The 21,806-nt window shown below is 74.1% G+C and carries 24 protein-coding genes and 2 pseudogenes; 13 read left to right on the plus strand and 13 right to left on the minus strand.

The genetic code is table 11. The features are described 5' to 3' along the window. Positions 1–92: 92 nt before the first annotated feature. Positions 93–485, minus strand: coding sequence for an ankyrin repeat domain-containing protein (locus SNR22_RS10260; protein ID WP_320066277.1), 393 nt, complete (start codon positions 483–485; stop codon positions 93–95). 167 nt (positions 486–652) lie between these two features. Here SNR22_RS10260 and SNR22_RS10265 point away from each other — a divergent pair, with 167 nt between their 5' ends. From SNR22_RS10265 to SNR22_RS10295, 7 genes and pseudogenes are all read left to right on the plus strand, one after another. Then, the gene (locus SNR22_RS10265; protein WP_320066278.1) at positions 653–1,123 is read left to right on the plus strand and encodes a cysteine dioxygenase family protein; all 471 of its coding nucleotides are present in this window, start codon (positions 653–655) and stop codon (positions 1,121–1,123) included. Positions 1,124–1,181: 58 nt separating this feature from the next. Then, on the plus strand, positions 1,182–1,679 hold the full coding sequence (locus tag SNR22_RS10270; RefSeq protein WP_320066279.1) for a rhodanese-like domain-containing protein: 498 nt from the start codon (positions 1,182–1,184) through the stop codon (positions 1,677–1,679). A gap of 52 nt (positions 1,680–1,731) precedes the next feature. After that, positions 1,732–2,361, plus strand: coding sequence for a winged helix-turn-helix domain-containing protein (locus SNR22_RS10275; RefSeq protein ID WP_320066280.1), 630 nt, complete (start codon positions 1,732–1,734; stop codon positions 2,359–2,361). 312 nt (positions 2,362–2,673) lie between these two features. Further along, entirely contained in the window at positions 2,674–3,279 is a 606-nt protein-coding gene (locus SNR22_RS10280) for a winged helix-turn-helix domain-containing protein (RefSeq protein WP_320066281.1), read from the plus strand. A 45-nt stretch (positions 3,280–3,324) separates the two neighbouring features. Then, positions 3,325–3,963 (plus strand): uridine kinase, encoded by a 639-nt coding sequence (locus SNR22_RS10285; RefSeq protein ID WP_320066282.1) that lies wholly within the window; start codon positions 3,325–3,327, stop codon positions 3,961–3,963. Between the two features lie 212 nt (positions 3,964–4,175). After that, complete coding sequence (locus SNR22_RS10290) at positions 4,176–4,574, plus strand: TraR/DksA family transcriptional regulator (protein ID WP_320066283.1); 399 nt, start codon at positions 4,176–4,178, stop codon at positions 4,572–4,574. Positions 4,575–4,625: 51 nt separating this feature from the next. Beyond that, positions 4,626–4,772 (plus strand): annotated as a pseudogene (locus tag SNR22_RS10295) (DUF72 domain-containing protein); the annotation flags it as partial. A gap of 288 nt (positions 4,773–5,060) precedes the next feature. On the opposite strand, the gene SNR22_RS10300 reads toward SNR22_RS10295, so the two are convergent. From SNR22_RS10300 to SNR22_RS10320, 5 genes are read right to left on the minus strand one after another with little or no spacing between them, the layout of a single operon-like run. After that, positions 5,061–5,666 carry an SUKH-4 family immunity protein gene (locus SNR22_RS10300; protein ID WP_320066284.1) on the minus strand — a complete coding sequence of 202 codons (606 nt, stop codon included), beginning with the start codon at positions 5,664–5,666 and terminating at the stop codon, positions 5,061–5,063. 39 nt (positions 5,667–5,705) lie between these two features. Further along, positions 5,706–6,416: an ABC transporter permease gene (locus SNR22_RS10305; protein ID WP_320066285.1), complete on the minus strand. Its 711-nt coding sequence runs from the start codon at positions 6,414–6,416 to the stop codon at positions 5,706–5,708. A 4-nt stretch (positions 6,417–6,420) separates the two neighbouring features. Beyond that, entirely contained in the window at positions 6,421–7,380 is a 960-nt protein-coding gene (locus SNR22_RS10310; RefSeq protein WP_320066286.1) for an ABC transporter ATP-binding protein, read from the minus strand. Beyond that, positions 7,377–8,252, minus strand: a complete 876-nt coding sequence (locus tag SNR22_RS10315; protein WP_320066287.1) for an ABC transporter permease — start codon at positions 8,250–8,252, stop codon at positions 7,377–7,379. The genes SNR22_RS10310 and SNR22_RS10315 overlap by 4 nt, the downstream gene beginning before the upstream one ends. Then, positions 8,245–9,159, minus strand: a complete 915-nt coding sequence (locus SNR22_RS10320) for an ABC transporter ATP-binding protein (protein ID WP_320066288.1) — start codon at positions 9,157–9,159, stop codon at positions 8,245–8,247. The genes SNR22_RS10315 and SNR22_RS10320 overlap by 8 nt, the downstream gene beginning before the upstream one ends. Before the next feature lie 285 nt (positions 9,160–9,444). Between SNR22_RS10320 and SNR22_RS10325 the strand changes: the two genes are divergently transcribed. The 4 genes from SNR22_RS10325 to SNR22_RS10340 all read left to right on the plus strand — a co-directional run bounded on the left by SNR22_RS10325 (position 9,445) and on the right by SNR22_RS10340 (position 11,846). Further along, positions 9,445–9,609 carry a hypothetical protein gene (locus tag SNR22_RS10325; protein ID WP_320066289.1) on the plus strand — a complete coding sequence of 55 codons (165 nt, stop codon included), beginning with the start codon at positions 9,445–9,447 and terminating at the stop codon, positions 9,607–9,609. Positions 9,610–9,632: 23 nt separating this feature from the next. Then, complete coding sequence (locus tag SNR22_RS10330) at positions 9,633–10,061, plus strand: DUF2267 domain-containing protein (protein ID WP_320066290.1); 429 nt, start codon at positions 9,633–9,635, stop codon at positions 10,059–10,061. Positions 10,062–10,211: 150 nt separating this feature from the next. Beyond that, positions 10,212–10,517 carry a hypothetical protein gene (locus tag SNR22_RS10335; RefSeq protein ID WP_320066291.1) on the plus strand — a complete coding sequence of 102 codons (306 nt, stop codon included), beginning with the start codon at positions 10,212–10,214 and terminating at the stop codon, positions 10,515–10,517. A gap of 9 nt (positions 10,518–10,526) precedes the next feature. After that, positions 10,527–11,846, plus strand: coding sequence for a cupin domain-containing protein (locus SNR22_RS10340; RefSeq protein WP_320066292.1), 1,320 nt, complete (start codon positions 10,527–10,529; stop codon positions 11,844–11,846). 105 nt (positions 11,847–11,951) lie between these two features. Here SNR22_RS10340 and SNR22_RS10345 read toward each other — a convergent pair whose 3' ends face one another. The 5 genes from SNR22_RS10345 to SNR22_RS10365 all read right to left on the minus strand — a co-directional run bounded on the left by SNR22_RS10345 (position 11,952) and on the right by SNR22_RS10365 (position 17,470). Continuing rightward, positions 11,952–12,617 (minus strand): hypothetical protein, encoded by a 666-nt coding sequence (locus tag SNR22_RS10345; protein ID WP_320066293.1) that lies wholly within the window; start codon positions 12,615–12,617, stop codon positions 11,952–11,954. Next, on the minus strand, positions 12,614–15,298 hold the full coding sequence (locus SNR22_RS10350; RefSeq protein WP_320066294.1) for an FtsK/SpoIIIE domain-containing protein: 2,685 nt from the start codon (positions 15,296–15,298) through the stop codon (positions 12,614–12,616). Before SNR22_RS10350 ends, SNR22_RS10345 begins: the two co-directional genes overlap by 4 nt. After that, complete coding sequence (locus tag SNR22_RS10355) at positions 15,291–16,337, minus strand: hypothetical protein (protein ID WP_320066295.1); 1,047 nt, start codon at positions 16,335–16,337, stop codon at positions 15,291–15,293. The genes SNR22_RS10350 and SNR22_RS10355 overlap by 8 nt, the downstream gene beginning before the upstream one ends. Positions 16,338–16,345: 8 nt before the next feature. Continuing rightward, positions 16,346–16,606, minus strand: a complete 261-nt coding sequence (locus SNR22_RS10360; RefSeq protein ID WP_320066296.1) for a hypothetical protein — start codon at positions 16,604–16,606, stop codon at positions 16,346–16,348. Between the two features lie 480 nt (positions 16,607–17,086). Continuing rightward, the gene (locus SNR22_RS10365) at positions 17,087–17,470 is read right to left on the minus strand and encodes a hypothetical protein (protein ID WP_320066297.1); all 384 of its coding nucleotides are present in this window, start codon (positions 17,468–17,470) and stop codon (positions 17,087–17,089) included. A 110-nt stretch (positions 17,471–17,580) separates the two neighbouring features. Between SNR22_RS10365 and SNR22_RS10370 the strand changes: the two genes are divergently transcribed. After that, on the plus strand, positions 17,581–20,136 hold the full coding sequence (locus SNR22_RS10370) for an ATP-dependent Clp protease ATP-binding subunit (RefSeq protein ID WP_320066298.1): 2,556 nt from the start codon (positions 17,581–17,583) through the stop codon (positions 20,134–20,136). 191 nt (positions 20,137–20,327) lie between these two features. Then, positions 20,328–20,678 (plus strand): DUF3140 domain-containing protein, encoded by a 351-nt coding sequence (locus SNR22_RS10375; protein WP_320066311.1) that lies wholly within the window; start codon positions 20,328–20,330, stop codon positions 20,676–20,678. A 119-nt stretch (positions 20,679–20,797) separates the two neighbouring features. On the opposite strand, the gene SNR22_RS10380 is transcribed toward SNR22_RS10375, so the two are convergent. Together SNR22_RS10380 and SNR22_RS10385 are read right to left on the minus strand one after the other, a co-directional pair. Next, a complete protein-coding gene (locus SNR22_RS10380) occupies positions 20,798–21,034 on the minus strand; it encodes a hypothetical protein (protein ID WP_320066299.1) in 237 nt (78 codons plus the stop codon). Positions 21,035–21,053: 19 nt separating this feature from the next. After that, positions 21,054–21,653 (minus strand): annotated as a pseudogene (locus SNR22_RS10385) (LysR family substrate-binding domain-containing protein); the annotation flags it as partial. Between the last annotated feature and the right edge of the window lie 153 nt (positions 21,654–21,806).

Raw genomic sequence — 21,806 nt, forward strand, 5'->3', positions numbered from 1 at the left:
GGCCAGGGAGTGAGCGCACCAACGCCCTCGCTGCCGCCGCGCGACCCCGCTCCCGTACAACCCTGCCACGCCTCGCCGGTGGCCCCTCGGGGTCAGCGGGCGGTGAGTAGGGCGAGCATCTCCGGCAGGTCGAAGAAGCGGGCGGTTTCCTCGGCGGACGGGCCGCCGTGCGCGGGGTCGGCGCCGGCGGCCAGCAGCGCCCGGACGGTTTCGGCGTTCTGCCGGAACACCGCGGCGGCCAGGGCGGTCTGGCCCCGGTCGTTGATCCGTCCGTGGTCGGCGCCGCGCGCCAGCAGGGCGGCCACCGTGTCCTGGTGGTTGTGGTACGCGGCCAGGATGAGAAGTGTGTCGCCCTTGTCGTTGGTCATGTTGACCGGCAGCCCGGCGTCGACGTTGGCGCTCAGCTCGTCGGTGACCCCGCCGCGCGCCAGGTCGAACATGCGGTGGGCGAAGGCGAGGGTCTCGGCGTCCAGGTCGTCGCTCATCCGTTCAGGCTAGTCGGCGGGGTGGGCGCGGGTCCGGACAGCCGGCCCAGCCGGCGCAGGCGTCCACGTGTCGGGGGAGGCTGGACCGCGCGTCCCAGCATGCGGTAATGCCTACTAAACCCATAGGGTTTGCACTCTATGCTGTCGGGGTACGCCAGCCGATCACCGTGAGGTCCACCTTGGTCACCAGCAGCCCCGAGCCTGACCTGCTCGCCGTCGCCGCCCGGTACGCCGCCGACCCAACCGGCTGGCCGGTTCCGCTCCGCTTCGACCCGTGCGAGCGGTGGTACGCCCGCCTCGCGGTCGCGGTCGACCACGAGGTGTGGGCGCTGAGCTGGCTGCCCGGGCAGGGCACCGACCTGCACGACCACGGCGGCTCCGCCGGGGCGTTCCTGGTCGTCGACGGCGTCCTCACCGAGGAGATCGTCAGTGCTGGGCGGCTGCGCCCGCAGTGCCTCGCGGCCGGCTCCGGCCGGCGGTTCGGCACCCACCACGTGCACATGGTGACCAACCGCGACGAACGGCCGGCCGTCAGCGTGCATGTCTACCGGCCCGCGCTGACCCGGATGACCCGCTACCGCCTCGTCGACGGTCGGCTGCGGGTGGCCGAGGTCGCCGAGGCCGGCATCGCCTGGTGAGACCCTGATCGCTGCGTCCGGGCGAACGAGCGCCCGCCGTGAAGTGGAAGGACCGAGAATGTCGCACAACCCCGCCCACGCCGAGGGCTGTTTCGTCCCCGTGCCACCCCCCGGCTCCCGCGGCATCGACGAGATCCTCGCCGAGGCCCGGTCCCGACTGCGCCGGCTCGACCCGGAGCAGGCCCATCTGGCGTACCGCCAAGGCGCGCTGCTGGTCGACATCCGGCCGGCCGCGCAGCGCGCCGCGCACGGCGCGGTGCCCGGCTCCCTCGCGATCGAGCGCAACGTGCTGGAGTGGCGCCTCGACCCCCGCTGTCCGGCACGACTGCCCCAGGCTGCCGGCTACGACCTGCCCGTGGTGGTCCTCTGTCAGGAGGGCTACACCTCCTCCCTCGCTGCCGCCGCGCTCCAGGAGATCGGGCTGCACCGTGCCACCGACGTGGTCGGTGGCTTCGCCGCCTGGCGGATCGCCGGCCTGCCCACCCTCGGTCCCACGCCCCCGCTCCGTTCCCCATCCGTCGCGTCGCCGGTGACCGCCGGCCGAGCGCACCGCTGACCGCCGCGCCCCACCGGGCGCCACGGACGGCATCGCCATCCCAGGAGGCACCATGTCCGTCGTCGCCATCTCCCCGCGCCCCCACCCGGCTGGCCGCCCCGACCGCGCCCCGCAGGGCCGCCCCGACCGCGCCCCGACGGGCCGGGTCGACCGGGTCCCGCCGGCCCACCACCTCCGGTCCGCGCCGACGCTGACCGTCACCGTCGAGCTCGCCCCCGGGCAGCTGACACCCCGGCTCGCCCGGCTCGTCGAGCTACTGCGGGAGTTGGCCGAGTCGGGGGAGGGCACGCTGCTGGCGGGCCCGCCGGAGCACCGCCGGGTGGCGGTGGAGCCGACCGGGGCGCGACCCTTCACCGTCGGGCCGTCAACGGGCGACCCGGACGAGGTGCACATCCTGGCCGGGTCCCGGGTCGTCCGGCAGGGCGCGCGGGTGATCCCGCTGACCCGCATCGAGTTCGACCTGCTGCAATTCCTGGCGGAGCACCCCCGCCGGGTCTTCACCCGCCTCCAGTTGCTCAGCAACGTGTGGGGCTACGAGCACGCCGTCGCCCGGACCGTGGACGTGCACGTGCGCCGGCTGCGGGCCAAGCTCGGCGCGACCTGCCCGCTGGTCACCACCGTCTACGGCGTCGGCTATCGGCTCGCCGACGAGGCCCGGGTCAGCGTCTACCCGCACCGCTGACCCCGCGCGCCGCCCTGCGGTGACCACCCGCGGCGTACCCCTCGCGGGTACGCCGCGTCCGCGTTCCGGACGCGGCCGGCATCCGGCCCGCCAACGCGAGTCCGGCGGGCACCCCCGGCTCCCGTCTTCGCGGCGACTCTGCTGTAATCATCAGACCTCGTACGCAGAGCGAGCGACCGGCTCCGATGTGTTCGTCAACTGTCACATTCCCGCAACGTAGTTGCCCCTTGACCCTCACCCGAGTGCCGGGAAGCAACGTTGCAGCGGCGTCCCGGGCCGTGGGGGAGATACCCGGACCAGCCAAGGAGGACCATGTCGGTCAGCCCCGCCTCGTCGCGCGCCGGATGGCATACGTCCCAGCCTGTGGTCCCCGGCCGTCCCCCCGGTGGTCAGCGTCGCCCCGCCAGCACCACCACGGCGGTGCTCACGGTGACCCTCAACATCCCGCTGGCCGCCGACGAGGCGCTGACACCGGCTGCCCGCCGCCTGCTCGATGCCGCCCGGGAGATGCTCGAACGGGGCGAGGCGGTCATCTCCACCGGCCCCGCCCCCGAGCGCCGGGGCGACCAGGCGTCCGGCGCTCGGACTCCGGCCCGCCCCCTGGCCGCGACCATCCCGGTGCTGCACATCCTGGCGTCGTCCCGGTCGGTGCTGCGCGACGGCGAGTCGTTGCCCCTGACCCGGCTGGAGTTCGACCTCCTGCTGCACCTGGTCGCCCACCCGCGCCGGGTCTTCACCAGGTTGCAACTGCTCAACGCAGTCTGGGGCTACGAGCACGCCGGGGTACGCACCGTGGACGTGCACGTGCGCCGGCTGCGCGGCAAGGTCGGGGTGGACGTCCCGCTGGTCACCACCGTCTACGGCGTCGGCTACCGGCTCGCCGACGACGCCCGGGTCACCATCGACCGCAGCGCCTGACCGACCGGTCCGGTCGGGTGCCCTCCGACGGGGCACGATGGTCGGATGCGCGTGCGACCCATCTCCCCGGAGCGACTCGTCACCGAGCTGACCGAACGGCTCCTCGCCACCGAGGTGCCCGGCCGGCTCCGCGTCGTCGTGGACGGTGCCCCGGCGGCGGCCCCCGACGAGTTGGCCGTCGCCCTGGTCGACCCGTTGCGCGCCCTCGGTCGGCCTGCGCTGCACATCCGGGCCGAGGACTTCCTCCGACCGGCGTCGGTGCGGCTGGAGTACGGCCGGACCAACCCCGACGCGTACTACGAGGGCTGGGTCGACGAGCCAGGGCTGCGCCGGGAGGTCCTCGACCCGGCCGGGCCGGGCGGTTCCGGGCGGGTGCTGCCCTCCCTCTGGGACGCCCGCACCGACCGGGCCAGCCGGGCCGGGTACGTCACGCTGCCGCCCGAGGGGATCATCCTGCTCAGCGGGGCGCTGCTGCTCGGCGGCGGACTGCCCGCCGACCTCACCGTGCACCTTGAGCTCTCCGCGGCTGCCCTCGCCCGGCGCACCGACCCCGCGCTGCGTTGGACCCTGCCGGCCTTCGCCCGCTACGTCGAGGAAGTCGCCCCGGCCAGTTTTGCCGACGTGGTGGTCCGCGTCGACGATCGGCGTCACCCCGCCCTGGTGGAGCAGGCACTGCCCGGCTGAGGCGCGCGGAACCGGACACGCAGGTCGAAGGCACGCCGACGTGCTAGCCCTCGACGCGTGCCCCGGGGTCGGAGAAGTTGCCGGTTTGGCGGGTGTGGAGGCGGGGTAATCGCCCGGCTCACAGGGCACGGGTGATCTCGCTCGCGCCCACGCACGCGAGCGGGGCCCGGGACACCCTCCCGGGGCGCCCGGCACAGGAAAGGCAGGCAGCGATGCTCGTCCACGACACGGTAGCCACCAGCCGATCGCAGGCGGACGCCGACCAGATCCGGGCGTCCCTGCGGGCGCGCTACGACGAGCTCTCGGCCGAGTACGAGCACGCGATGCTCCAGAGCCAGGTGCTGCGGCTGGTGGAGGTCGGCGACACCGCCGGCGACGACCAGGCAGACAGTGGCACCAAGACGGCCGAGCGGGACACCGCACAGTCGCTGTTGCGCACCATCCTGGACCGCCGGGCCCAGTTCGAGCACGCCCTGACCCGGCTCGACGAGGGCACGTACGGCTTCTGTGAGGGCTGCTCGGATCCGATCCCGGTGGAACGGCTGGAGATCTACCCCTCCGCCACCGCCTGCGTGACCTGCAAGCAGAACCGGGAGCGGCGGGCCGCCTGAGCCCAGTCGTGTCTAGTCGGCGGTCCCACGTGGATGTGGTGAGCTCCACCCATGGGTGAGATCAGGGTGGGCACCGCGTCCTGGACCGACCGAACCCTGCTCGACTCCGGCTGGTACCCGCAGACGGCCGATAACCCGGAGAAGCGGCTGTCGCACTACGCGAAGACGTTTCCGTTGGTCGAGGTCGACGCGACCTACCTCGCCGTGGGTGGGGCCGAGCCCGGTGAGCTGATGCTCACCCTCAACCAGGGGCTGGTGCTGTCGTACCGGATTCGCCGCCTGCTCGACCTCGCCACCGCGACCCCGCCCGCCGCCCCTACCCCGGCTCTCGCCCGCGCAACCGTCGCGGCTGCCCCTGACCGTCGGTTGCGTCCACGAGGAGTTGACAGCGGGTCGTCATCGTCCTGACTCTGCCTGACTTCGCGCGCCATAGGTGGGAGCGGCAACGGCTTCCGCTCGACGCTGCTCGATCTTCGGTGAGAACGCTCAACTTTCGCTGAGAGAGGTCGAGTACGTCGGGTAGAGGCCGTCGACGAACGATCCGAAGTACGGCAGCCACAGGCTCCGGTCACCGAACGAGATCGGGTCGCGCGTCTCCATTTCGGCTCGGATGGCGTCGGCCGCGCGCGTGTACTCGGCGTTCGACGGCCCTGTGAACGGCTGTCCCGGCAGCCGCACGGTGCGAGGCGCCTCCCGCCGGAGCAGGTACAGCACCCGCGTCAGGGACGAGAGGTCGCCGTTGACGGGGTGGAACTCGGCGTCGTCCTCGCTGTACGAGTAGACGGTGCCGTCGCCGAGATGCAGGAACAGGTACCACTGCTGGATCCCGCCGATCAGCACGAGTTCACCGAACTCCAGCTCGGCCGTCTCGATGTCCTCGCCGAGGTCGAGCAGGAGTGCGGGTTGCGCCCCCTGGTCCGCGGCGATCGGCGGCGCGATCTGGAAGAGTCCCTGGGGCAGGCCGACCTCGCACAGAAACCGGAGATCCTCCGTGCGTTCGACGATGCCCGCGAGTGCCTCGCGCGACGCCCGCACGATCTTCTCGGCGGGGAACTGCGTCATCAGCAGCGCGCGGTCGACTTCGAAGAGCACGACGGCTTTCCTCCCTACTGTGGTCGGCGTCGCCGAGCGTCAGCTCGTCTCGCCGGCCATGCTGAACGAGCGGAGCCGGTCGATCGCCAGCACGGTGAAGCCCACGCTGATCAGCGCGCTCATCACCGCCGCCACCGGCACCGAGACGCCGCCCTGCAACAGCCCCGTGGGGGCGAGCCGGTCGGCGAGGGCGATCACGTACTGCTGGATGGAGAGCACCTTGGTGCCGCTGACGACGGTGCCGAGCAGCCCCTCCCAGATCAGCACGTAGACCAGGCCGAGCAGCACCGGCCGGCGGGTGAGCAGGCTGAGGGCCAGGAACAGCGCCGAGTACGCCAGCGCACCGACCGCCGACGCGGCGGCGAGCGACAGGCCGAGACGTACGGAGTCGGCCAGCATGCCCGCCACGAAGAGCGGCACGGCGACGGTGACGGCGGTGACGCCAGCGGCCACCGCCAGCTTCGGCAGCACGATCTGCCAGCGCGGCAGCGGCTTGGTCAGGATGTGCACGATAGTGCCGTCGTCGATCTCGGCCCCCAGCACGCCGGTGCCGACGATCAGGGCGACCACCGGTAGCACCACGGCCAGGCCGAGGCCGACCAGCACCGGCGGGCCCCACTCGCCCGGGTCCACCCCGAGCGACCGGGAGAGCACCGCCAACAGCACCAGCACCACGGGCAGCGGCAGCAGCAGGAGGAACCGGCGACGGCCGAACAGCCCCCGCACGGTGATCCAGGAAACGGTAGACATGGGTTCAGGCCTCCACCAGGTAGGAGAAGACGCTCTCCAGGGACTCGTCCTGGGGCACCAGTTGTCGCACCCGGACGCCCTCTCTCAGAGCGATCTTCGGCAGGACGCGGGTGAACGCGCCGTAGTCGCCGGCGCGCACGGTCAACCCGGCGCGGTCCAGCTCGACACCCGTCACCGACGCCTCGGCGATCAGCGCCACGGCGAGCGCCCGGTCGTCGGTGGAGTGCACGGTGAAGACGTGTGGCCGATTGGTCATCAGTCGGCGGATGGTGCGGAAGTCACCGGAGGCGGCCAGCCGGCCGGCGACCATCACCTGGACGGTGCCGGAGACCTGCTCGACCTCCTCCAGGATGTGCGAGCTGAACAGGATGGTGCGGCCGGCGTCGCCGAGGCGGTGCAGCAGCTCCATCATGTGCAGCCGTTGACGCGGGTCCATCCCGTTGAACGGCTCGTCGAGCAGCAGCACCTGCGGCTCGTGCACCAGCGCGGCGGCCACCCGGGCACGCTGCCGCATGCCCTTGGAGTACGTGCCGATCCGGCGGTCCTGCGCGGCCTCCATCTCCACCAGGGCAATCGCCCGGCGGGCCGCCCCCGCCGGGTCCGGCAGCCGGTGCAGCTTCGCGCTGGCCAGCACGAACTCGTACGCGGTGAGGAAGGTGTGCACCGCCTCCCGCTCGCTGACCAGGCCGAGCCGGCGGTAGACGTCGGGGTTGCGCCAGGTGGGCCGGCCGTCCAGGCTCACCGCGCCGCGCGACGGGGCCAGGAAGCCCGCCATCATGTGCAGCAGGGTGGTCTTGCCCGCGCCGTTCGGGCCGAGTAACCCGGTGACGCCCGGACCGAGGCTCATGCTGACGTCGTTGACCGCCACCACGTTGCCGTACCAGCGGGAGACGCCCGCGAGGTCGAGAGTGCTGGTGACGGCGGTCGGTGTCCCCGCCGCCTGGTCGGCGCTGATCGTGGTCATCGGGCGGCCACCTTCCGGTATCGCAGCAGCAGCAGGGCGACGCAGCCGGCCACGAGCAGCACGGCGGCGACCGCGTAGACGGGGCCGAAGTCGCCGATCGGGATCGCGGCTTGGGGCCCCAACAGGTCACCGAGCGCCCACTCGCCCACGCCGCCCACCAGCGTCGACGGCGAGGCGAGGAAGGCCAGCTCGTTGACCGCCCGGGAGGGCATGATCGACAGGACGCCGACGATCGGCGTGGTCATCAGGAAGACGGCCACGATCCCGCCGGCGGCGAACGCCCGCTTGCCGGTGCACGAGGCGACCAGCAGCCCGACGGAGGCGAAGACCACCGCCCAGAGCCCGGCGTAGAGCAGGCTCGGCAACAGGTCGAGCAGCTCGTTCCAGACCCCGCGCATGCCGTCACCGCCGGTGAAGGCGGCGCCCAGGAACATCACCAGCTGCGGCCCGCCGAGCAGCAGCCAGAGCGCGGTCGCCAGCGCCAGCAGCTTGGCCAGCGGGTAGTCCGACCGGGGCAGCGGCCGGGAGAAGTAGAGCGGCAGCACCCCGCTGCGCAGGTCGCGGGAGACCAGCTCGGGCGCGACCACCGCGACGAAGAAGATGACCAGCCAGCTCATGTTGTCGGCGAACTGGGCGTACGTCATCACCACCTCGCCGATCTGGCTGCGCACCGCGGCGACGCCTGCGGCCACCACGGTGACGATGCTGACCACCAGCCAGGGGAAGATCTTGGCCTTCGCGCTGCGGCCCAGCCCGAACGCCGTCCGCAGGCCGTGCAGGTAGAGCGCGCCGAAAACGGCCCTGCGGCCCAACCGGGGGCCGGTGTAACGCTGGTAGCCGATGTCGTGGATGACGCCGGTCGGCTCAGGCATGGCTGGGCTCCCTCGTGGCGAAGAGTTCGGCCACCCGGTGCCGGCGCTGGTCCAGCCGGTGCAGCGGCAGGTCCAGCTCGGCGACCGCGCCGAGGATCAGGTCGTAGGTGGCGTCGTCGACGAGTTCGACGAGCAGCAGCCGGCCGTCCCGGCGGACCGGCAGGTCGAGCGCGGTCAGCCGCGCGGCCAACTCCTCCGTGCCCTCGCTGACCTCGACGGCGAGCACGTCGGTGGCGGAGGTCATGGCGGAGATGTGGTCGGCGCGCAGCAGCCGCCCGCCGTCGATGGCGACGAGGGTGTCGCAGATCCGTTCCACCTCGCCCAGCAGGTGCGAACAGACCAGCACGGAGATGCCGAACTCGGTGCCGATGCGGTGCACCAGCGCCAGCATGGCGTCCCGGCCGGCCGGGTCGAGGCCGTTGGTCGGCTCGTCGAGCAGCAGTAGATCGGGGTCGTGCACGAGGGCCTGGGCGAGCTTGACCCGCTGCTTCATGCCCGTGGAGTAGCCGCCGACCGGGCGGTAGCGCTCCTCGTAGAGCCCGACGTGCCGCAGCGCCTCGGAGGCCCGCTCCCGGGCGACCGTACGCGGCAGGCCGCTGACCCGGCCGAGGTGGGTGACCAGCTCGGCGGCGGAGAGGTCCGGTGGCAGGGCGTCGTGCTCTGGCATGTAGCCGACCCGGGCGCGGACCTGGGCGGAGTCGGTGGTCGGGTCGAGGCCGAGCACCCGGGCCCGGCCGCTGGTCGGGGCGAGGAGGCCGAGCAGAATCTTGATCAGGGTCGACTTGCCGGCGCCGTTCGCGCCGACCAGCCCGATGATCCCCGGCTCGACCGCGACGGTCAGGTCGGCCAACGCGGTGACCCCACCCCCGTACGTCTTGGTCAGCGACTCGGTCGCGATGAGTGTCACGTCGTACAGCGTAGGGAGTGGGGTCCCGCACGGGTGGCGGCCGGCCCCCGGCAGGCCCCTGATCTTTCCGGCCGGGTTCCCCTAGGGTTCCGGGGCCGCGCCGACCGTTTGTCCACACCCGGATCGGCGCGCAGCTCGCAGACTGGGTCTTGATGTCGAGAGAACGTCTGCGGGGAAGTCACCCGAAGGGGGTGAGGTGGGGTCATCCTCGCGGGAAGCAGCATGGGTGGTGTGCATGGTCGGTCGGGGGAGACGGCCGCGGCGAACAGATCCGGGGGTGGGGCGATGGCGATACGAGACGTGTCGGGTCGACGGCGCGGCGGCGTGCTGCACGTGGTCGGGTCGGTGGGCGGCCCCCGCCGGATGGCGGTGCGGCCCGGTCGGGTCAGCCCGACCCGGCAGTGGCGGGGCCCGGCGGGCCCGCCGCCGCGCGACGACGACCGACGGTGACACCAAGCTACGGGGGTGGACAGATGGCTGAGCAATTGATCTCCGCGTTCGAGTCCTCGCTGGACAAGACCAATCTGATCCTCAAGGACATCGAGAACGCATACGGCTGGCCGAAGGAGCAGCGCAACCAGTCGTACGCGGCGCTGCGCACGGTGCTGCACCTGCTGCGTGACCGGATGCCGGTGCAGGAGAGCGCGGAGTTCGCCGCGCAGTTGCCGGTGCTGCTTCGAGGGATTTACTTCGACGGTTGGCAGCCGGAGAACGTGCCGATCAAGCTGAACCGGGACGACTTCCTCTACGAGGTCCGCGAGGGCTTCCCGTACGACGTCAAGGGCGGCCCGGAGCGGGTGGTCCAGGTGGTGCTGGACACCCTGCGCCGGCACGTCACCCAGGGCGAGTGGCAGGACGTCAAGGCCGTCATGCCCCAGGACCTGGCCCGGATGATCCCCTGACCCGTCGGCCGCAGGCAGGGCCGGCCGAACCGGCCGTGCCGACGGGGCCAGCCGTCTACGGTGTGGTTAGAGAAGATCGCGCGTGGGGTACCACCCGCTGCATGACGGACCCCGCCGTACGGCGGGGCGGCACTTCCGAGGGAGCACCGAATGGCACTCAACGACGACGACATCCAGACGACCAGCGGCGGCGGCCTGGAGGGTCCGGCTGACGGTGGCGCGACCCCGGGTCAGCATGATGGTGGCGCGGACGGATCGGCCGAGGGTCCGGCTGACGGTGGCGCGACCCCCGGTCAGCATGATGGTGGCGCGGACGGATCGGCCGAGGGTCCGGCTGACGGTGGCGCGACCCCGGGTCAGAACGATGGTGGCGCGGACGGCTCCGCCGAGGGTCCGGCCGACGGTGGCGCGACCCCCGGTCAGCACGACGGTGGCGCCGACGGCAGCGCCCGCTGACGTCTCGCCATGACGATCATCGACCCGCCGGGCGGCCACGGCCGCCCGGCGGTGCCGTCCCCAACAGCCCTGTCCCCAACAGCCCTGTCCCCAACAGCCCTGTCCCCAGCGGCCCTGTCCCTCGCGCGGTGCGTCGCCGTCGAGCCGGACAAGTTCGCCGCCGCCCACTGGGGCACCGCACCGCTGCTGTCCCGCGCCGCCGAGCTGCCCAACTCCGACGGCTTCACCGACCTGCTCAGCCCCGCCGACGCCGACGAGCTGCTCAGCCGCCGCGGGCTGCGTACCCCCTTCCTGCGGATCGCCAAGGACGGCCAGCTCGTGCCGGCGGCGCGCTACACCGGCGGCGGCGGTGCGGGCGCCGAGATCGGCGACCAGGTTCTCGACGAGCGGGTGCTCGAGTTGTACGCCTCCGGCGCGACCCTGGTGCTCCAGGGGCTGCACCGCAGCTGGCCCGCCCTGGTCGACTTCGCCCGGGACCTCGGTGCCGCCCTCGCCCAGCCGTTGCAGGTCAACGCCTATCTGACCCCGGCCGGCAGTCAGGGCTTCGCCACCCACTACGACACCCACGACGTCTTCGTCCTGCAGGTCGACGGGCGCAAGCACTGGCGCATCCACCCGCCGGTGCTGGCCGACCCGCTGGAGAAGCAGCCCTGGGGCGGGCGGGCCGACGAGGTCTCCGCCACCGCGCAGGGGCCCGCCGCGCTCGACGTGGTCCTCGAACCGGGTGACGCGCTGTACCTGCCGCGCGGCTGGCTGCACAGCGCCCAGGCCCAGGAGTCCAGCTCGCTGCACCTGACCGTCGGGATCCGGGCGCTGAACCGGTACGCCATCGTCGAGGAACTGCTCGCCCTCGCCGCCTCCGACGCCCGGCTGCGCGCCGGCCTGCCGTTCGGCACCGACGTGACCGACCCGGAGGCGATCGAGCCCGAGCTGAGCGAGACCGTCGAGGCGTTACGGGACTGGCTGCTCCGCGCCGACCCGGCCGCCGTGGCCGACCGGCTGCGGGCCCGGGCCTGGCCGGCCGCCCGACCCGCGCCGATCCGGCCCCTGGCGCAGGCTGCCGCGCTCACCGCGCTCGCAGCCGACACCCGGCTCATGCTCCGCCCGGGGCTGCGCTGGCAGCTCGTCGGAAGAGGTGACGGCACCGTTACGCTGCGCCTGTTCGACCGGACGCTTACCCTGCCCGCCCAGTGCGAGGCGGCGCTGCGCACGCTGCTCACCGGCGCGGCGACCCGGGTCGGCGACCTACCCGGCCTGGACGACGACGCCGACCGCCTCGTCCTGGCCCGCCGCCTCCTCCGCGAGGCCATCGCCGTCCCCGACGGGTAAGGAAGGGCACCCTGTTAACGCTTTCGGTATAGCAGGGGCCCCTTCCTAACTCGCCGCCTCGCGTACGCCGACCGGAGCCGGTGGCGGTCGGCGGGGCGCGGCGGGTCAGCGGGCGAGGACCAGCAGCAGGGCGGTGGTGACCAGCGCGGCCACCAGCACGACGGTGACCGGGCGCGGGGACAGCACCGCGTGCCGGCGGTCGGCGAGCCGCTTGGCCAGGGCCAGCCCGACCGGCGGGCCGAGCAGCGTCACCACCAGCGCCAGCACCGGCAGCCCGACGGCCAAATCGCCACCGTTGCGGGCGCCGAGCACCCGCACGCCCGCGCCGAGGGCGAACATCAGCGCCGCACCGGCCGCCCCGCACAGGGCCAGTAGGGGGTTGGCCGACGCCGGCAGCTCCCCGGGCTGCCGGGTCCGGTCCAGCAGCCCACGCACCCCGTGCAGTAGCAGCAGCGGGTCGCCCGAGACGTCCCGGGCCGGGCCCGGCGGGGCGCCGAGCCGGCGGCCACCGGCGCCGAGCCGCGCCCGCAGCTGCTGCCACAGGTGGGCCGCCTCGGCGTCCACCCGCTCCACCAGCTCCCGCGCGTCCACCGTCTCCTGTTCGGCGTACCGGAGCTGCTCGGCGGCCTCGTCGACCGCCCGCTCGGCGGCGGCGCACTGCTGGTCGTACCAGGTGCGGGCCTCGGCGCGTTGGGTGCGCACCCGGTCGGTCAGCTCGGCCAGCCGGCGCACCTGCGCCGCGTACGTCTCGCTGGTCACCGGTTGGTTCATGCCGACGGCCCGTAGGGGATGATGACCTGGCCGGTGCGGTGCGCCGCCCGGTCGAAGAAGAGCCCCCGCCACGGCCGGGGATACCAGTCCGGGCCGCCGGAGCCCGGATAGAGCGACGAGCCCAGCTCCGCGCCCTGCACGTCGAGGGCCACCCACGCGCCGATCTGGTCGGTGCGGGCGGCCGGCCCGCCGAGGTCCACCCGCATCCGGGCCACGCCCCGCCACCAGGCCAGCACATGGGTACGCCGCTCCGGCCCGTCGTGCAGGATCCGGCGCAGCCGCTCCAGTCCGGTCCGCCCGCCAGTTCGCGTGGCCAACTGGCCGGCCGCCGCGTCGACGGCGTACAGCAGCAGGTAGTGCGGGTTGGCCGGGGTGCCCGGCCGGTCCAGGGCGGTGGCCGTCTCGGCCATCAGCTCCGGCACGGTCTCGTCGTCGTACCAGGCGGCGTCGTCGGCGAGGTCGGCGTAGAGCTCCCGGGCGGCCGGGTCGGCGTCCGGGTCGAGACAGGCGATGGAGAACCGGGCGGTGCCGGGGCGGTGCTGGCGAGCCAGGGACCGGGCGGCGGCGTCCAGCACCGCGCACGCCTCGTCGATCCGGGTGCCCAGCACCGCCAGGTTCCGCCCCGGTGCCCGGGGCAGTCGCAGCGCCGCCGAGCGGGACTGTACGTCGATGATCTCCCCGAGCAGGGCCACCGGGCTGCGCGGTGGCTTGTCGCCCTCGGGCAGGGCGAGCGCCCGGAAGTCCGGGGCCTCGGCCAGCCGGGGAATGGCGTCGCCGTCGAAGAGCCGGGCCGGCCTGGCCTCCTGCGGGCGCATCCGCCACAACCGGTGCTGCAACTGGCTCCAATCGTCCCAGTCGCTGGCCGACGGGATGCGGGCCACCTCGTTCCCCTCCGCCAGCCCCGACTCGGCGTTGACCACCGCGTGGTGCCGGGGCAGCGACTGGGCGGCGTCGTTGCGTTCGGCCAGGATGCGCAACGCCTTGGGCAGCGCGATGCGCAGGGTGAACTGGGCGACCAGCGCCGGACGCCCCCACAGCGCCTCGATGCCCCGCACGTCCTGCGAGGCCAGCACCAGGTGGATGCCCTGCGAGCGACCCCGGCGGGCCAGGTCCTCAAGCAGGTCGGCGGCCTCCCGGGCGACCACGTCCCGGCCGGCCAGCAGCGCCTGGAACTCGTCGACCACGGCGACGATGCGGGGCCAGTGCCCGGTCGGGTCGACCGCCCGCAGCTCGGCGAGCTTGGTCACCTCGTGCTTCTTCGCCGCGTCGGCCCGCCGGCGCAGCTCCTCGGCGAGGAAGCGCAGCAGGGCTAGCCCGAACTCCCGGTCGGTGTTGACGTTGATGCCGACCAGCCGCATGTGCGGCAGCCAGCTCGGGTCCCGCCGGCCCTGGGCGAACCGGGCGAAGGACACCCCCTCCTTGAAGTCGAGCAGGTAGAACTCCAGCTCGGCGGGGGAGTATCGGGAGGCGAGCGCCCCGATCCAGGCGAAGATCAGGTTGGTCTTGCCGGTGCCGGACGGGCCACCGATCAGCGCGTGCGGGGGGTAGTCGCCCAGGGTGAGCAGCACCGGCCGCCCGTGCGGGCCCTCGCCGATCGGCGCGGTCAGCCCGGTCGAGGAGTTCTCCCGCCACATCTGTTCCGGCGGCGGGAGCAGGTCGGTGAACGGGGCCGGCGGGGGACCGGCGTTGACCCGGGCGGCGATCTGCCGGCAGGTCTCGGTGACCAGCGTGGCCGGAGGTGGCGGGTCCAGGGTCACCGGCAGGCCGGGCGGCCCGCCCACCCGGGCGCCGCCGGGGCCCACCACGACCCGGGTCACCGTCGGGTCGTCGGGCACCGGCACGCTCCGCACCACCAGGTGCACCCCGCACGCCGCACCGGTGCGTACCACCCGGTCGAGCTGGCCGCGCTCGTGCCGGGACAGCTCGTCCCCGCCGAGCAGCACCGCCACCCGCCACGGCTCCGGGCGGCGGCCCGTCGCGGCGGCCAGCTCGCGCAGCGACCCGTACTCCCCGGCCAGCACCGTCTCGTTGATCCGGCGGATCTGCTCCACCAGGTCGTCGAGCAGCCGGCTCAGCCCGCCCGGCCCGACGAAGGTGAGCAGCCCGGCGGTGCCCAGCGGGGCGAACCCGGCCAGCCCCCCGCCGAGGTGCTCCGGGTCGTACCCGAACAGCCGCACCGCGCCCGGGTCGGCCCGGCCCAGGCTGCGCAGCAGCAGCGCCGGCACCACGGCGGCCCCGCCGTCGGCCTCGGCCCCGGTCAGGTGCACGTGCCCGGCGTCGAGCAGCGGCACCAGCGCCGGCACCGGTTCCGCGCCGGAGATCCGTACGGCGCCGATCCGTACCGCGCCGGGCGACTCGCCGCGACCGGGCGGCGTGACGGCCCACCCGGCCCAGTCGGCGGAGGCTGCGCCGGGGGCCTCCCGGGCGGCGGCGTCGACGGCCCGGCGGGCCAGTTCGGCGATCCGGGCGGCGTGCCGGGCGTCGATCTCGGTGAGCCGCCGGTCCCGCTGCGCCCCCACCCTCGCCGGTACGGCCGCGGCGGCGCGCTCGACCCGGGCCAGCCGGTCGGCGGCGGCGGCGAGCTCGGCGTCGGCGTCGGCGAGCCGGCCCCGGGTGGCGCCCAGCGCCTCGGAGAGCATGCCCCGTACCCGGGTGACCAGTTGAGTGCGCCGGTCAGCCATCGGAGTCCCGGCGGCGGGCGGCAGGGGCGGCGGGCGGCGGGGGCGGCACGGGCGGGCGGCCCTGGGCGGTCCGCTCCCGGGCGGCGCGTTCCCGGTCGGCGCGGTCCCGCGTCGTCCGGTCCCAGGCGTCTCGTTCGGTCTCGCGGCGCTTCTCCCGGGCGGGCTCGCCGCCCCGGTCGTCCTGCCCGTCGTCGCGGGGCAGATCCTTGCCGAGACGGGCCAGCAGCACGGCGGTCGCCACGCCGGCGGTGACGGCCGGGTCTGCGGCGTGCGGCTGCTCGGCGTTGTCGCGCCGAGGAGGGGGCATCCGGCAGACCCGGGTCAGCAGCGTCTCCAGCGCCTGCGGGGGCAGCCCGGGGAGCAGGTCACGGACCCGGCCGTCCAGCTCCCGGCGCAGCCGGGGCAGGTCGTCGGCGCGGGGCGGGTGCCCGAGCAGCTCGCCGGCGCACTCGCGCAGCAGCGGTGGGGAGATCGCGGCCAGGCCGAGGCCGACGTCGGCGTGCGCGGCACGCAGCTCCCGGTGCAGCCGGTCCCGGTCGCCGGCGCGGACCCCGCCAACCACCCGGTGCAGCAGCTCCCGGGAGTCGCCGATCTTCTCGTCCTGGGTGTCCGGCGCGCCCTCCCGGCCGCCGGTCAGCTCCGCCACCCGCACCGCCCACCAGCGGCGCAGCACCGGGTTGTCGTCCTGTTCGGGCGGCGACTGCTCCCCGGCGGCGGGCGGGACCCCACGCGGGGCGTCGTGCACCTGCCGGTCGCCGGCCGGGCGGGGCGCGGTGCCGCCGTCGGGGGCCAGCCCGATCGCCGCGAGGTACGCCGAGAGCTGTTCCTGGGCCACCCGCAGCGCGTGTCCGGCGGACTCGGCGTGCTCGGTGGCGGCGGAGAGCTCGGGCACGCCCATCGGGTTGGCCGACTCCTGTCGCACCCAGCGCAGCCGCTCGGTGGCCTGGCCGAACTTCTCCAGCGCCAGGGCCAGCGGCGCGATCGGGAGCTCCTCCGCGGCGGCCCGCACCTGGGCCCCGACGTCCTCGATGATGGACACGCCCGCCCCTACAGGGTCGAGACGTAGAGCTGCGCCTGCTCCACCGCGACGAGGGTCGCCGCGAGGCACTCCTCCAGCTCCTGGCTGGCCTGTGTCAGTGAGGCCTGCGCCGCCTCCACGGTCTCGTGCCCGCTGCCCTCCAGGGCCCCGGCCAGGGTCTGCTGCGCCTCGGCCAGCTTCTCGCCGGCCGCCTGCACCGCGCTCTGCCCGTCACCGATCTGTTCGAGGGCGACATCGATGGCTGCCTTCAGCTCGGCGACGCTCGCCACGTAGACCTCCTGGGGGGCGGGGAGATCTCCATTACAACCCATCCCCGTCGGGGAGAGAACATCCGCCCTGTCGGTGTTGCTGCCAGGGTGTCCGATTAGGGCCCTGACGTGCGGGAAGTTCCTTCCGAACGGCGAGATTGGTCCCGCGCGCGTGTCGCCGAGTCCCATCAGGCGGACCGGCGGGCCGCAGCCCCACCCAGGTGGCGTATCGGGCCCGTTCGGCGTCGCAGGGTGAACGGGGCCCGGCAGTGATCGCCGAGGCCAGACCCGCCGGCCGGTCGTGCCTGCTCGTCCCTTTGCTCTGCTGCAGTCACCGCAACACCAGCGCCACGCAGCCGCTTCGTGTTGCGGGCCAGCGCGAGCGGACGGCGGGGAGACATCGCGTCGCCGTTCGTGTTGCACCCGGGGCAGCAGAGCAAAGGCGCCAGCACAGGTGTCACCCGTAGACCGCCGACGACGCCCCACGTCGACAGCCCGGCGCTAGATCACGGCGTGCAGCCAGCGCGGTCCCCGCACCTCGGCGCCGAGGGCACCCACCCGGCCCCGCAGCTCCCGGTCGGCGGTGACCACCAGCCGGCGGCGGTCCGCGGCGGCGCCGACCAGCTCGACGATGGCATCGTCGCCCGAACCCGGTGCGGCGACCACCCGGACCCCGGGCACCGCGGGCACCCCTCGCGCCGCGCCCTCCACCACCAGCACCACCTCCGTGGGGCCGGGCAGCTCCGGCGGCACCCCGCTGCCGGCCAGCGGCGCCAGGGTGTCGCGCAGCCGGGCGGCGGCCCCGGCCCGGTCCCGCCACCAGCCGTCGGGGCGGGACCCGACGACGTTGGCGGCGTCCACGATCAGCAGCGGCATCGGATCCATGGGCCCCAGCCTGCCACCCGAGGGCGTTTGTCGCGTCGGCCGCCGGGTAGCCACCGCCGACCGAGCCGGCCCGACTGCACCGGCGAGCGTGACCGCGCGGAAGGACAGACATGATGGGATCCGGTGACTTCGGCTCCGACCCGTGGGACGAGTTCCTGGCCCGGTACTTCGGCCGGGGCGACGGGGGCCGCCGGCCGGCGCACCGGGTCGACATCACCCGGCTGATGACCGCCGACGCGCGGGAGATGCTCGCCGACGCGGCCCGGCGCGCCGCCCAGCGGCACAGCAACGACCTGGACACCGATCACCTGCTCTGGGCGGGGTTGCAGCGCGAGCCGCTGCGCGACCTGGTCCGCCGTGCCGGCGCCGACCCGGACGCCCTGGTCAACGCCCTGGGTGGGCTCGGAGACGGTGCTCCCCGCGGCGAGGTGCCGCCGAACCTGTCGCTCACCCCGGCCGCCAAGCGGGCCCTGCTCGACGCCCACCAGCTCTCCCGCGCGATGGGCGCCAACTACATCGGCCCCGAGCACATCCTGATGGCCCTGCCGCTGAATCCCGAGTCGCCGGCCGGCCGGATGCTCGCCGCCGGCCGGATTCAGCCGGAGTCGTTGCAGGCGGCCAGCGCCGAACGTGGCCCGATGACCGCCGCGAAGCCCGACCACGGCACGCCCACCCTCGACCAGTACGGCCAGGACCTCACCGAACTGGCCCGCAACGACCAGATCGATCCGGTGATCGGGCGGGCCGACGAGATCGAGCAGGCCGTGGAGATCCTCTCCCGACGTACCAAGAACAACCCGGTGCTGATCGGCGAGGCCGGCGTGGGCAAGACCGCGATCGTGGAGGGGCTGGCCGAGCGGATCTGCGACGGCGACGTCCCGCAGACCCTGCTCGGCAAGCGGGTGATGCAGCTCGACCTGCCCGGCCTGGTCGCCGGCACCCGCTACCGGGGCGACTTCGAGGAGCGGCTCAAGAAGGTCATCGACGAGATCCGCGCCCACCACGACGAGCTGATCATCTTCATGGACGAGATCCACACCCTGGTCGGCGCGGGCGGGGCGGGCAGCGAGGGCGGGATGGACGCGTCCAACATGCTCAAGCCCGCGCTGGCCCGGGGCGAGCTGCGGGTCATCGGTGCGACCACCCTGGACGAGTACCGGCGCACCATCGAGAAGGACGCCGCGCTGGCCCGCCGGTTCCAACCGGTGCTGGTGCCCGAGCCCACCGTCGAGGACACCGTGGCCATCCTGCGTGGCCTGCGGGACCGCTACGAGGCCCACCACCAGGTGCGCTTCACCGACGAGGCGCTGGTGGCCGCCGCCGAGCTGTCCGACCGGTACGTCACCGACCGGTACCTGCCGGACAAGGCCATCGACCTGGTTGACCAGTCCGGCGCGCGGGTCCGGCTGCGCACCCGCACCCCGGCCTCCGACGTGCGGGAGCTGGAACAGCAACTCGACGAGGTGCGTCGGGACAAGGAGCAGGCCGTCGCCGACGAGAAGTACGAGCGGGCCTCCAGTCTGCGCGACAAGCTCGCCGAGGTGGAGGAGCAGATCCGCCGGGCCCAGGGAGACGACGGCAACGGCTCGCAGGTGCCCGCGGTCGGGCCGAAGGAGATCGCCGAGGTGGTGTCCCGGGCCACCGGCATCCCCGTCGCCCAGCTCACCGAGGAGGAGCGGGACCGGCTGCTGCGTCTGGAGGGTCACCTGCACGAGCGGGTGGTCGGCCAGGACGACGCGGTCGGCGCCGTCTCCGAGGCGGTGCGTCGCTCCCGGACCGGGTTGGCCGACCCGAACCGCCCGATGGGCAGCTTCCTCTTCCTCGGCCCCACCGGTGTCGGCAAGACCGAGCTGGGTCGGGCTCTGGCGGAGGCGCTGTTCGGCGAGGCGGACCGGATGGTCCGGCTGGACATGAGCGAGTTCCAGGAGCGGCACACCATATCCCGACTCGTCGGCGCGCCCCCCGGCTACGTCGGGTACGAGGAGGCCGGCCAGCTCACCGAGGCGGTGCGTCGCCGCCCGTACGCGGTGGTGCTGCTCGACGAGATCGAGAAGGCCCACCCCGACGTGTTCAACATTTTGCTCCAGGTGCTCGACGACGGCCGGCTCACCGACAGCCAGGGCCGAACGGTGAACTTCAAGAACACCGTCCTGATCATGACCAGCAACCTGGGCTCGGAGCTGATCACCGGCAGCCAACGCGCGATCGGCTTCGGCACTGGCGCGCCCGGCAGCGAGGCGGAGAACGACGAGCTGCGGGAACGGCTGATGCGCCGGCTCCAGGAGAACTTCCGCCCCGAGTTCCTCAACCGGATCGACGAGGTGATCATCTTTCGCCGGCTGGAGCAGCAGCAGCTGCGCCAGATCACCGAGCTGCTCCTGGAGGAGACCCGGCGTCGGCTGCACGCCCAGGACATCGGGGTGGACTTCACCGTCGCCGGGGTCGACTGGCTCGCCGAGCACGGCTACCAGCCGGAGTTCGGCGCCCGTCCGCTGCGCCGCGTGATCCAGCGGGAGGTGGACAACCGGCTGTCGCGGATGCTGCTGGAGAACGCGCTCTCGCCCGGGCAGAAGGTCACCGTGGACGCCCGCGACGGCGCGCTCGCCTTCGAGGTGGCCGCCGGTGACCGGGGCTACGCCGCGGCCACCACGTCCCACCCCCGGTGAAGCGGAGGGCCGAGATGGCCGAACCCGAGGAGACCGGCGAGGAGACTGCACGCGACGCGGAGTGGACCGAGCCGATCAACGCCCCGCCGACGGCCAACCCCACCCGGGTGCGGGTGCCGCCGGAGGGCCCGCAGTCCAAGACCGACGGCGAACCGGAACCGTCCGGGCCGCCGCCGCGCAGAGGAGGCGTGATGGTACGCGAGGTGCGACTCGATCCCGAGGTCGAAGTGCTCTGGGAGGACTTCCACGCCGAGGTGAACGTCACCTCCGAGCAACTGCGCAGTTGGTTGCTGACCCGGGGCTCCGGCGAGGAGTCGTTCGGGGCGAACCCGGACCTCGACCTGCCCGAGCCGGGCCGACAGATCCTTGCCGTGCTGCGCAAGCGCAAGGTCGACCTGACCCGGGAGGACATCGAGGTGATGCGGGAGGCGGTCGACCGGATCCGGGCGCTCACCGAGGCCCGGCCGAAGGACGGCGTCAGCGACGACGGGTGGCGTCACGCCCTGCTCGACCTCGGCCACGACATCCTCGTGGAACGCTGACGCCCGCTCACCGGCCCGCGCCTGCGGGCCGGTGAGCGGGCGCGTTTGCTACCAGGCTTCGGCCTGGGCCGACCGGTCCCCGCGGGTGCGCCGCCCGCGGGGACCGTGGCGTGCGGCGGTCACTCCGATTCCAAGCTGTCGATCTCCAGGCCGGCGGCGTCCGCGGCGGCCTGCCGGTCGTCGAGCGCCCGCTCCTCCCGGCTGAGCAGCGTGGCGTACTCGATGATGTCCGTGGGGTCGGGGACCTGGGGCAGACGGCGCAGGAACGCCTCCACGTTCCGGGAGGCGGCGGTGTGCGCGGCCGCTGCCGCGCGCAGCGTCTCCCGGTCGTCGGCGTTCGGGTGGGGATCGGTCATACCGCCCGGATACCCACCGTCAGGCGGTTCGCACCCCGGAGCCCGAGCCGCCGGGAGCCGGCCCGGCCGGCGCCGGCCGGCGCACCCCGAACTCCGGGTGCCGCAGCAGCCAGGCCAGGTAGTCCGGGTGCGCGGCGAGCGAGTCGGTGTACGCCGACACCGCCGTGTCCAGCACCTCGTCGGCGAAGCCCGCGCCGGTCGTGTCCGGGTGCCAGCCCAGCATCAGCCGCCAGCGCAGCGGCACCCCGGCCAGCCGCCGGGTCACCAGCCCGGGCACCGGACGGAAGGTCGCCAGGCACAGCGCCACCGCCGCGCCGGCCTCCACCAGGTCGATGCAGCCGCGCACGTCGGCCTCGTACACCTTGCGGGGGGTGAAGCCGTCCCGGGCGCAGGCGGCGGCGAAGCAGTCGCCGAAGCAGCCGTCGCCGGGGGCGGCAACCCACTGCTCCCGGCACAGGTCCACCAGGTGCAGCTCGGCCCGTTCGACCAGCGGGTGCTGCTCGGGCAGCAGCACCTGCACCGGCTCCGTCGCCACCTCCCGCCAGGTCAGCCCGTGCCCGGTCGGCGGGAGCGCGTCGCCGCAGACCCCGAGCAGGGCGTAGTCCAACCGGCCTCCGGCCCCCCGCGGGGGGCGCACCGCGGGGGGCCCGGCGGGGGGCGGCGGGGGGAGGGGGCGCGGGGGGCCCGGCGGCGGCCCGGGGGCCCCCCCCCCCCGGCGGGGGGGGGTGGAGCCCCGCGCCCAGCCCGACCACCCCCCCCACCCCCCGCTCGC

Origin of the sequence: Micromonospora sp. RTGN7 (assembly GCF_033804645.1) — a bacterium.
Classification (GTDB): domain Bacteria; phylum Actinomycetota; class Actinomycetes; order Mycobacteriales; family Micromonosporaceae; genus Micromonospora.

Excerpts from the sequence above, each read along its gene's own strand:
- SNR22_RS10375 (WP_320066311.1), top strand. The coding sequence starts at position 20,328 with ATGGTACGCGAGGTGCGACTCGATCCCGAGGTCGAAGTGCTCTGGGAG.
- SNR22_RS10260 (WP_320066277.1), bottom strand. The coding sequence starts at position 485 with ATGAGCGACGACCTGGACGCCGAGACCCTCGCCTTCGCCCACCGCATG.
- SNR22_RS10305 (WP_320066285.1), bottom strand. The coding sequence starts at position 6,416 with ATGTCTACCGTTTCCTGGATCACCGTGCGGGGGCTGTTCGGCCGTCGC.
- SNR22_RS10380 (WP_320066299.1), bottom strand. The coding sequence starts at position 21,034 with ATGACCGATCCCCACCCGAACGCCGACGACCGGGAGACGCTGCGCGCG.
- SNR22_RS10350 (WP_320066294.1), bottom strand. The coding sequence starts at position 15,298 with ATGGCTGACCGGCGCACTCAACTGGTCACCCGGGTACGGGGCATGCTC.
- SNR22_RS10330 (WP_320066290.1), top strand. The coding sequence starts at position 9,633 with ATGGCTGAGCAATTGATCTCCGCGTTCGAGTCCTCGCTGGACAAGACC.
- SNR22_RS10275 (WP_320066280.1), top strand. The coding sequence starts at position 1,732 with ATGTCCGTCGTCGCCATCTCCCCGCGCCCCCACCCGGCTGGCCGCCCC.
- SNR22_RS10325 (WP_320066289.1), top strand. The coding sequence starts at position 9,445 with ATGGCGATACGAGACGTGTCGGGTCGACGGCGCGGCGGCGTGCTGCAC.
- SNR22_RS10315 (WP_320066287.1), bottom strand. The coding sequence starts at position 8,252 with ATGCCTGAGCCGACCGGCGTCATCCACGACATCGGCTACCAGCGTTAC.
- SNR22_RS10335 (WP_320066291.1), top strand. The coding sequence starts at position 10,212 with ATGGCACTCAACGACGACGACATCCAGACGACCAGCGGCGGCGGCCTG.
- SNR22_RS10340 (WP_320066292.1), top strand. The coding sequence starts at position 10,527 with ATGACGATCATCGACCCGCCGGGCGGCCACGGCCGCCCGGCGGTGCCG.
- SNR22_RS10310 (WP_320066286.1), bottom strand. The coding sequence starts at position 7,380 with ATGACCACGATCAGCGCCGACCAGGCGGCGGGGACACCGACCGCCGTC.
- SNR22_RS10270 (WP_320066279.1), top strand. The coding sequence starts at position 1,182 with ATGTCGCACAACCCCGCCCACGCCGAGGGCTGTTTCGTCCCCGTGCCA.
- SNR22_RS10365 (WP_320066297.1), bottom strand. The coding sequence starts at position 17,470 with ATGGATCCGATGCCGCTGCTGATCGTGGACGCCGCCAACGTCGTCGGG.
- SNR22_RS10280 (WP_320066281.1), top strand. The coding sequence starts at position 2,674 with ATGTCGGTCAGCCCCGCCTCGTCGCGCGCCGGATGGCATACGTCCCAG.
- SNR22_RS10285 (WP_320066282.1), top strand. The coding sequence starts at position 3,325 with ATGCGCGTGCGACCCATCTCCCCGGAGCGACTCGTCACCGAGCTGACC.
- SNR22_RS10290 (WP_320066283.1), top strand. The coding sequence starts at position 4,176 with ATGCTCGTCCACGACACGGTAGCCACCAGCCGATCGCAGGCGGACGCC.
- SNR22_RS10370 (WP_320066298.1), top strand. The coding sequence starts at position 17,581 with ATGATGGGATCCGGTGACTTCGGCTCCGACCCGTGGGACGAGTTCCTG.
- SNR22_RS10345 (WP_320066293.1), bottom strand. The coding sequence starts at position 12,617 with ATGAACCAACCGGTGACCAGCGAGACGTACGCGGCGCAGGTGCGCCGG.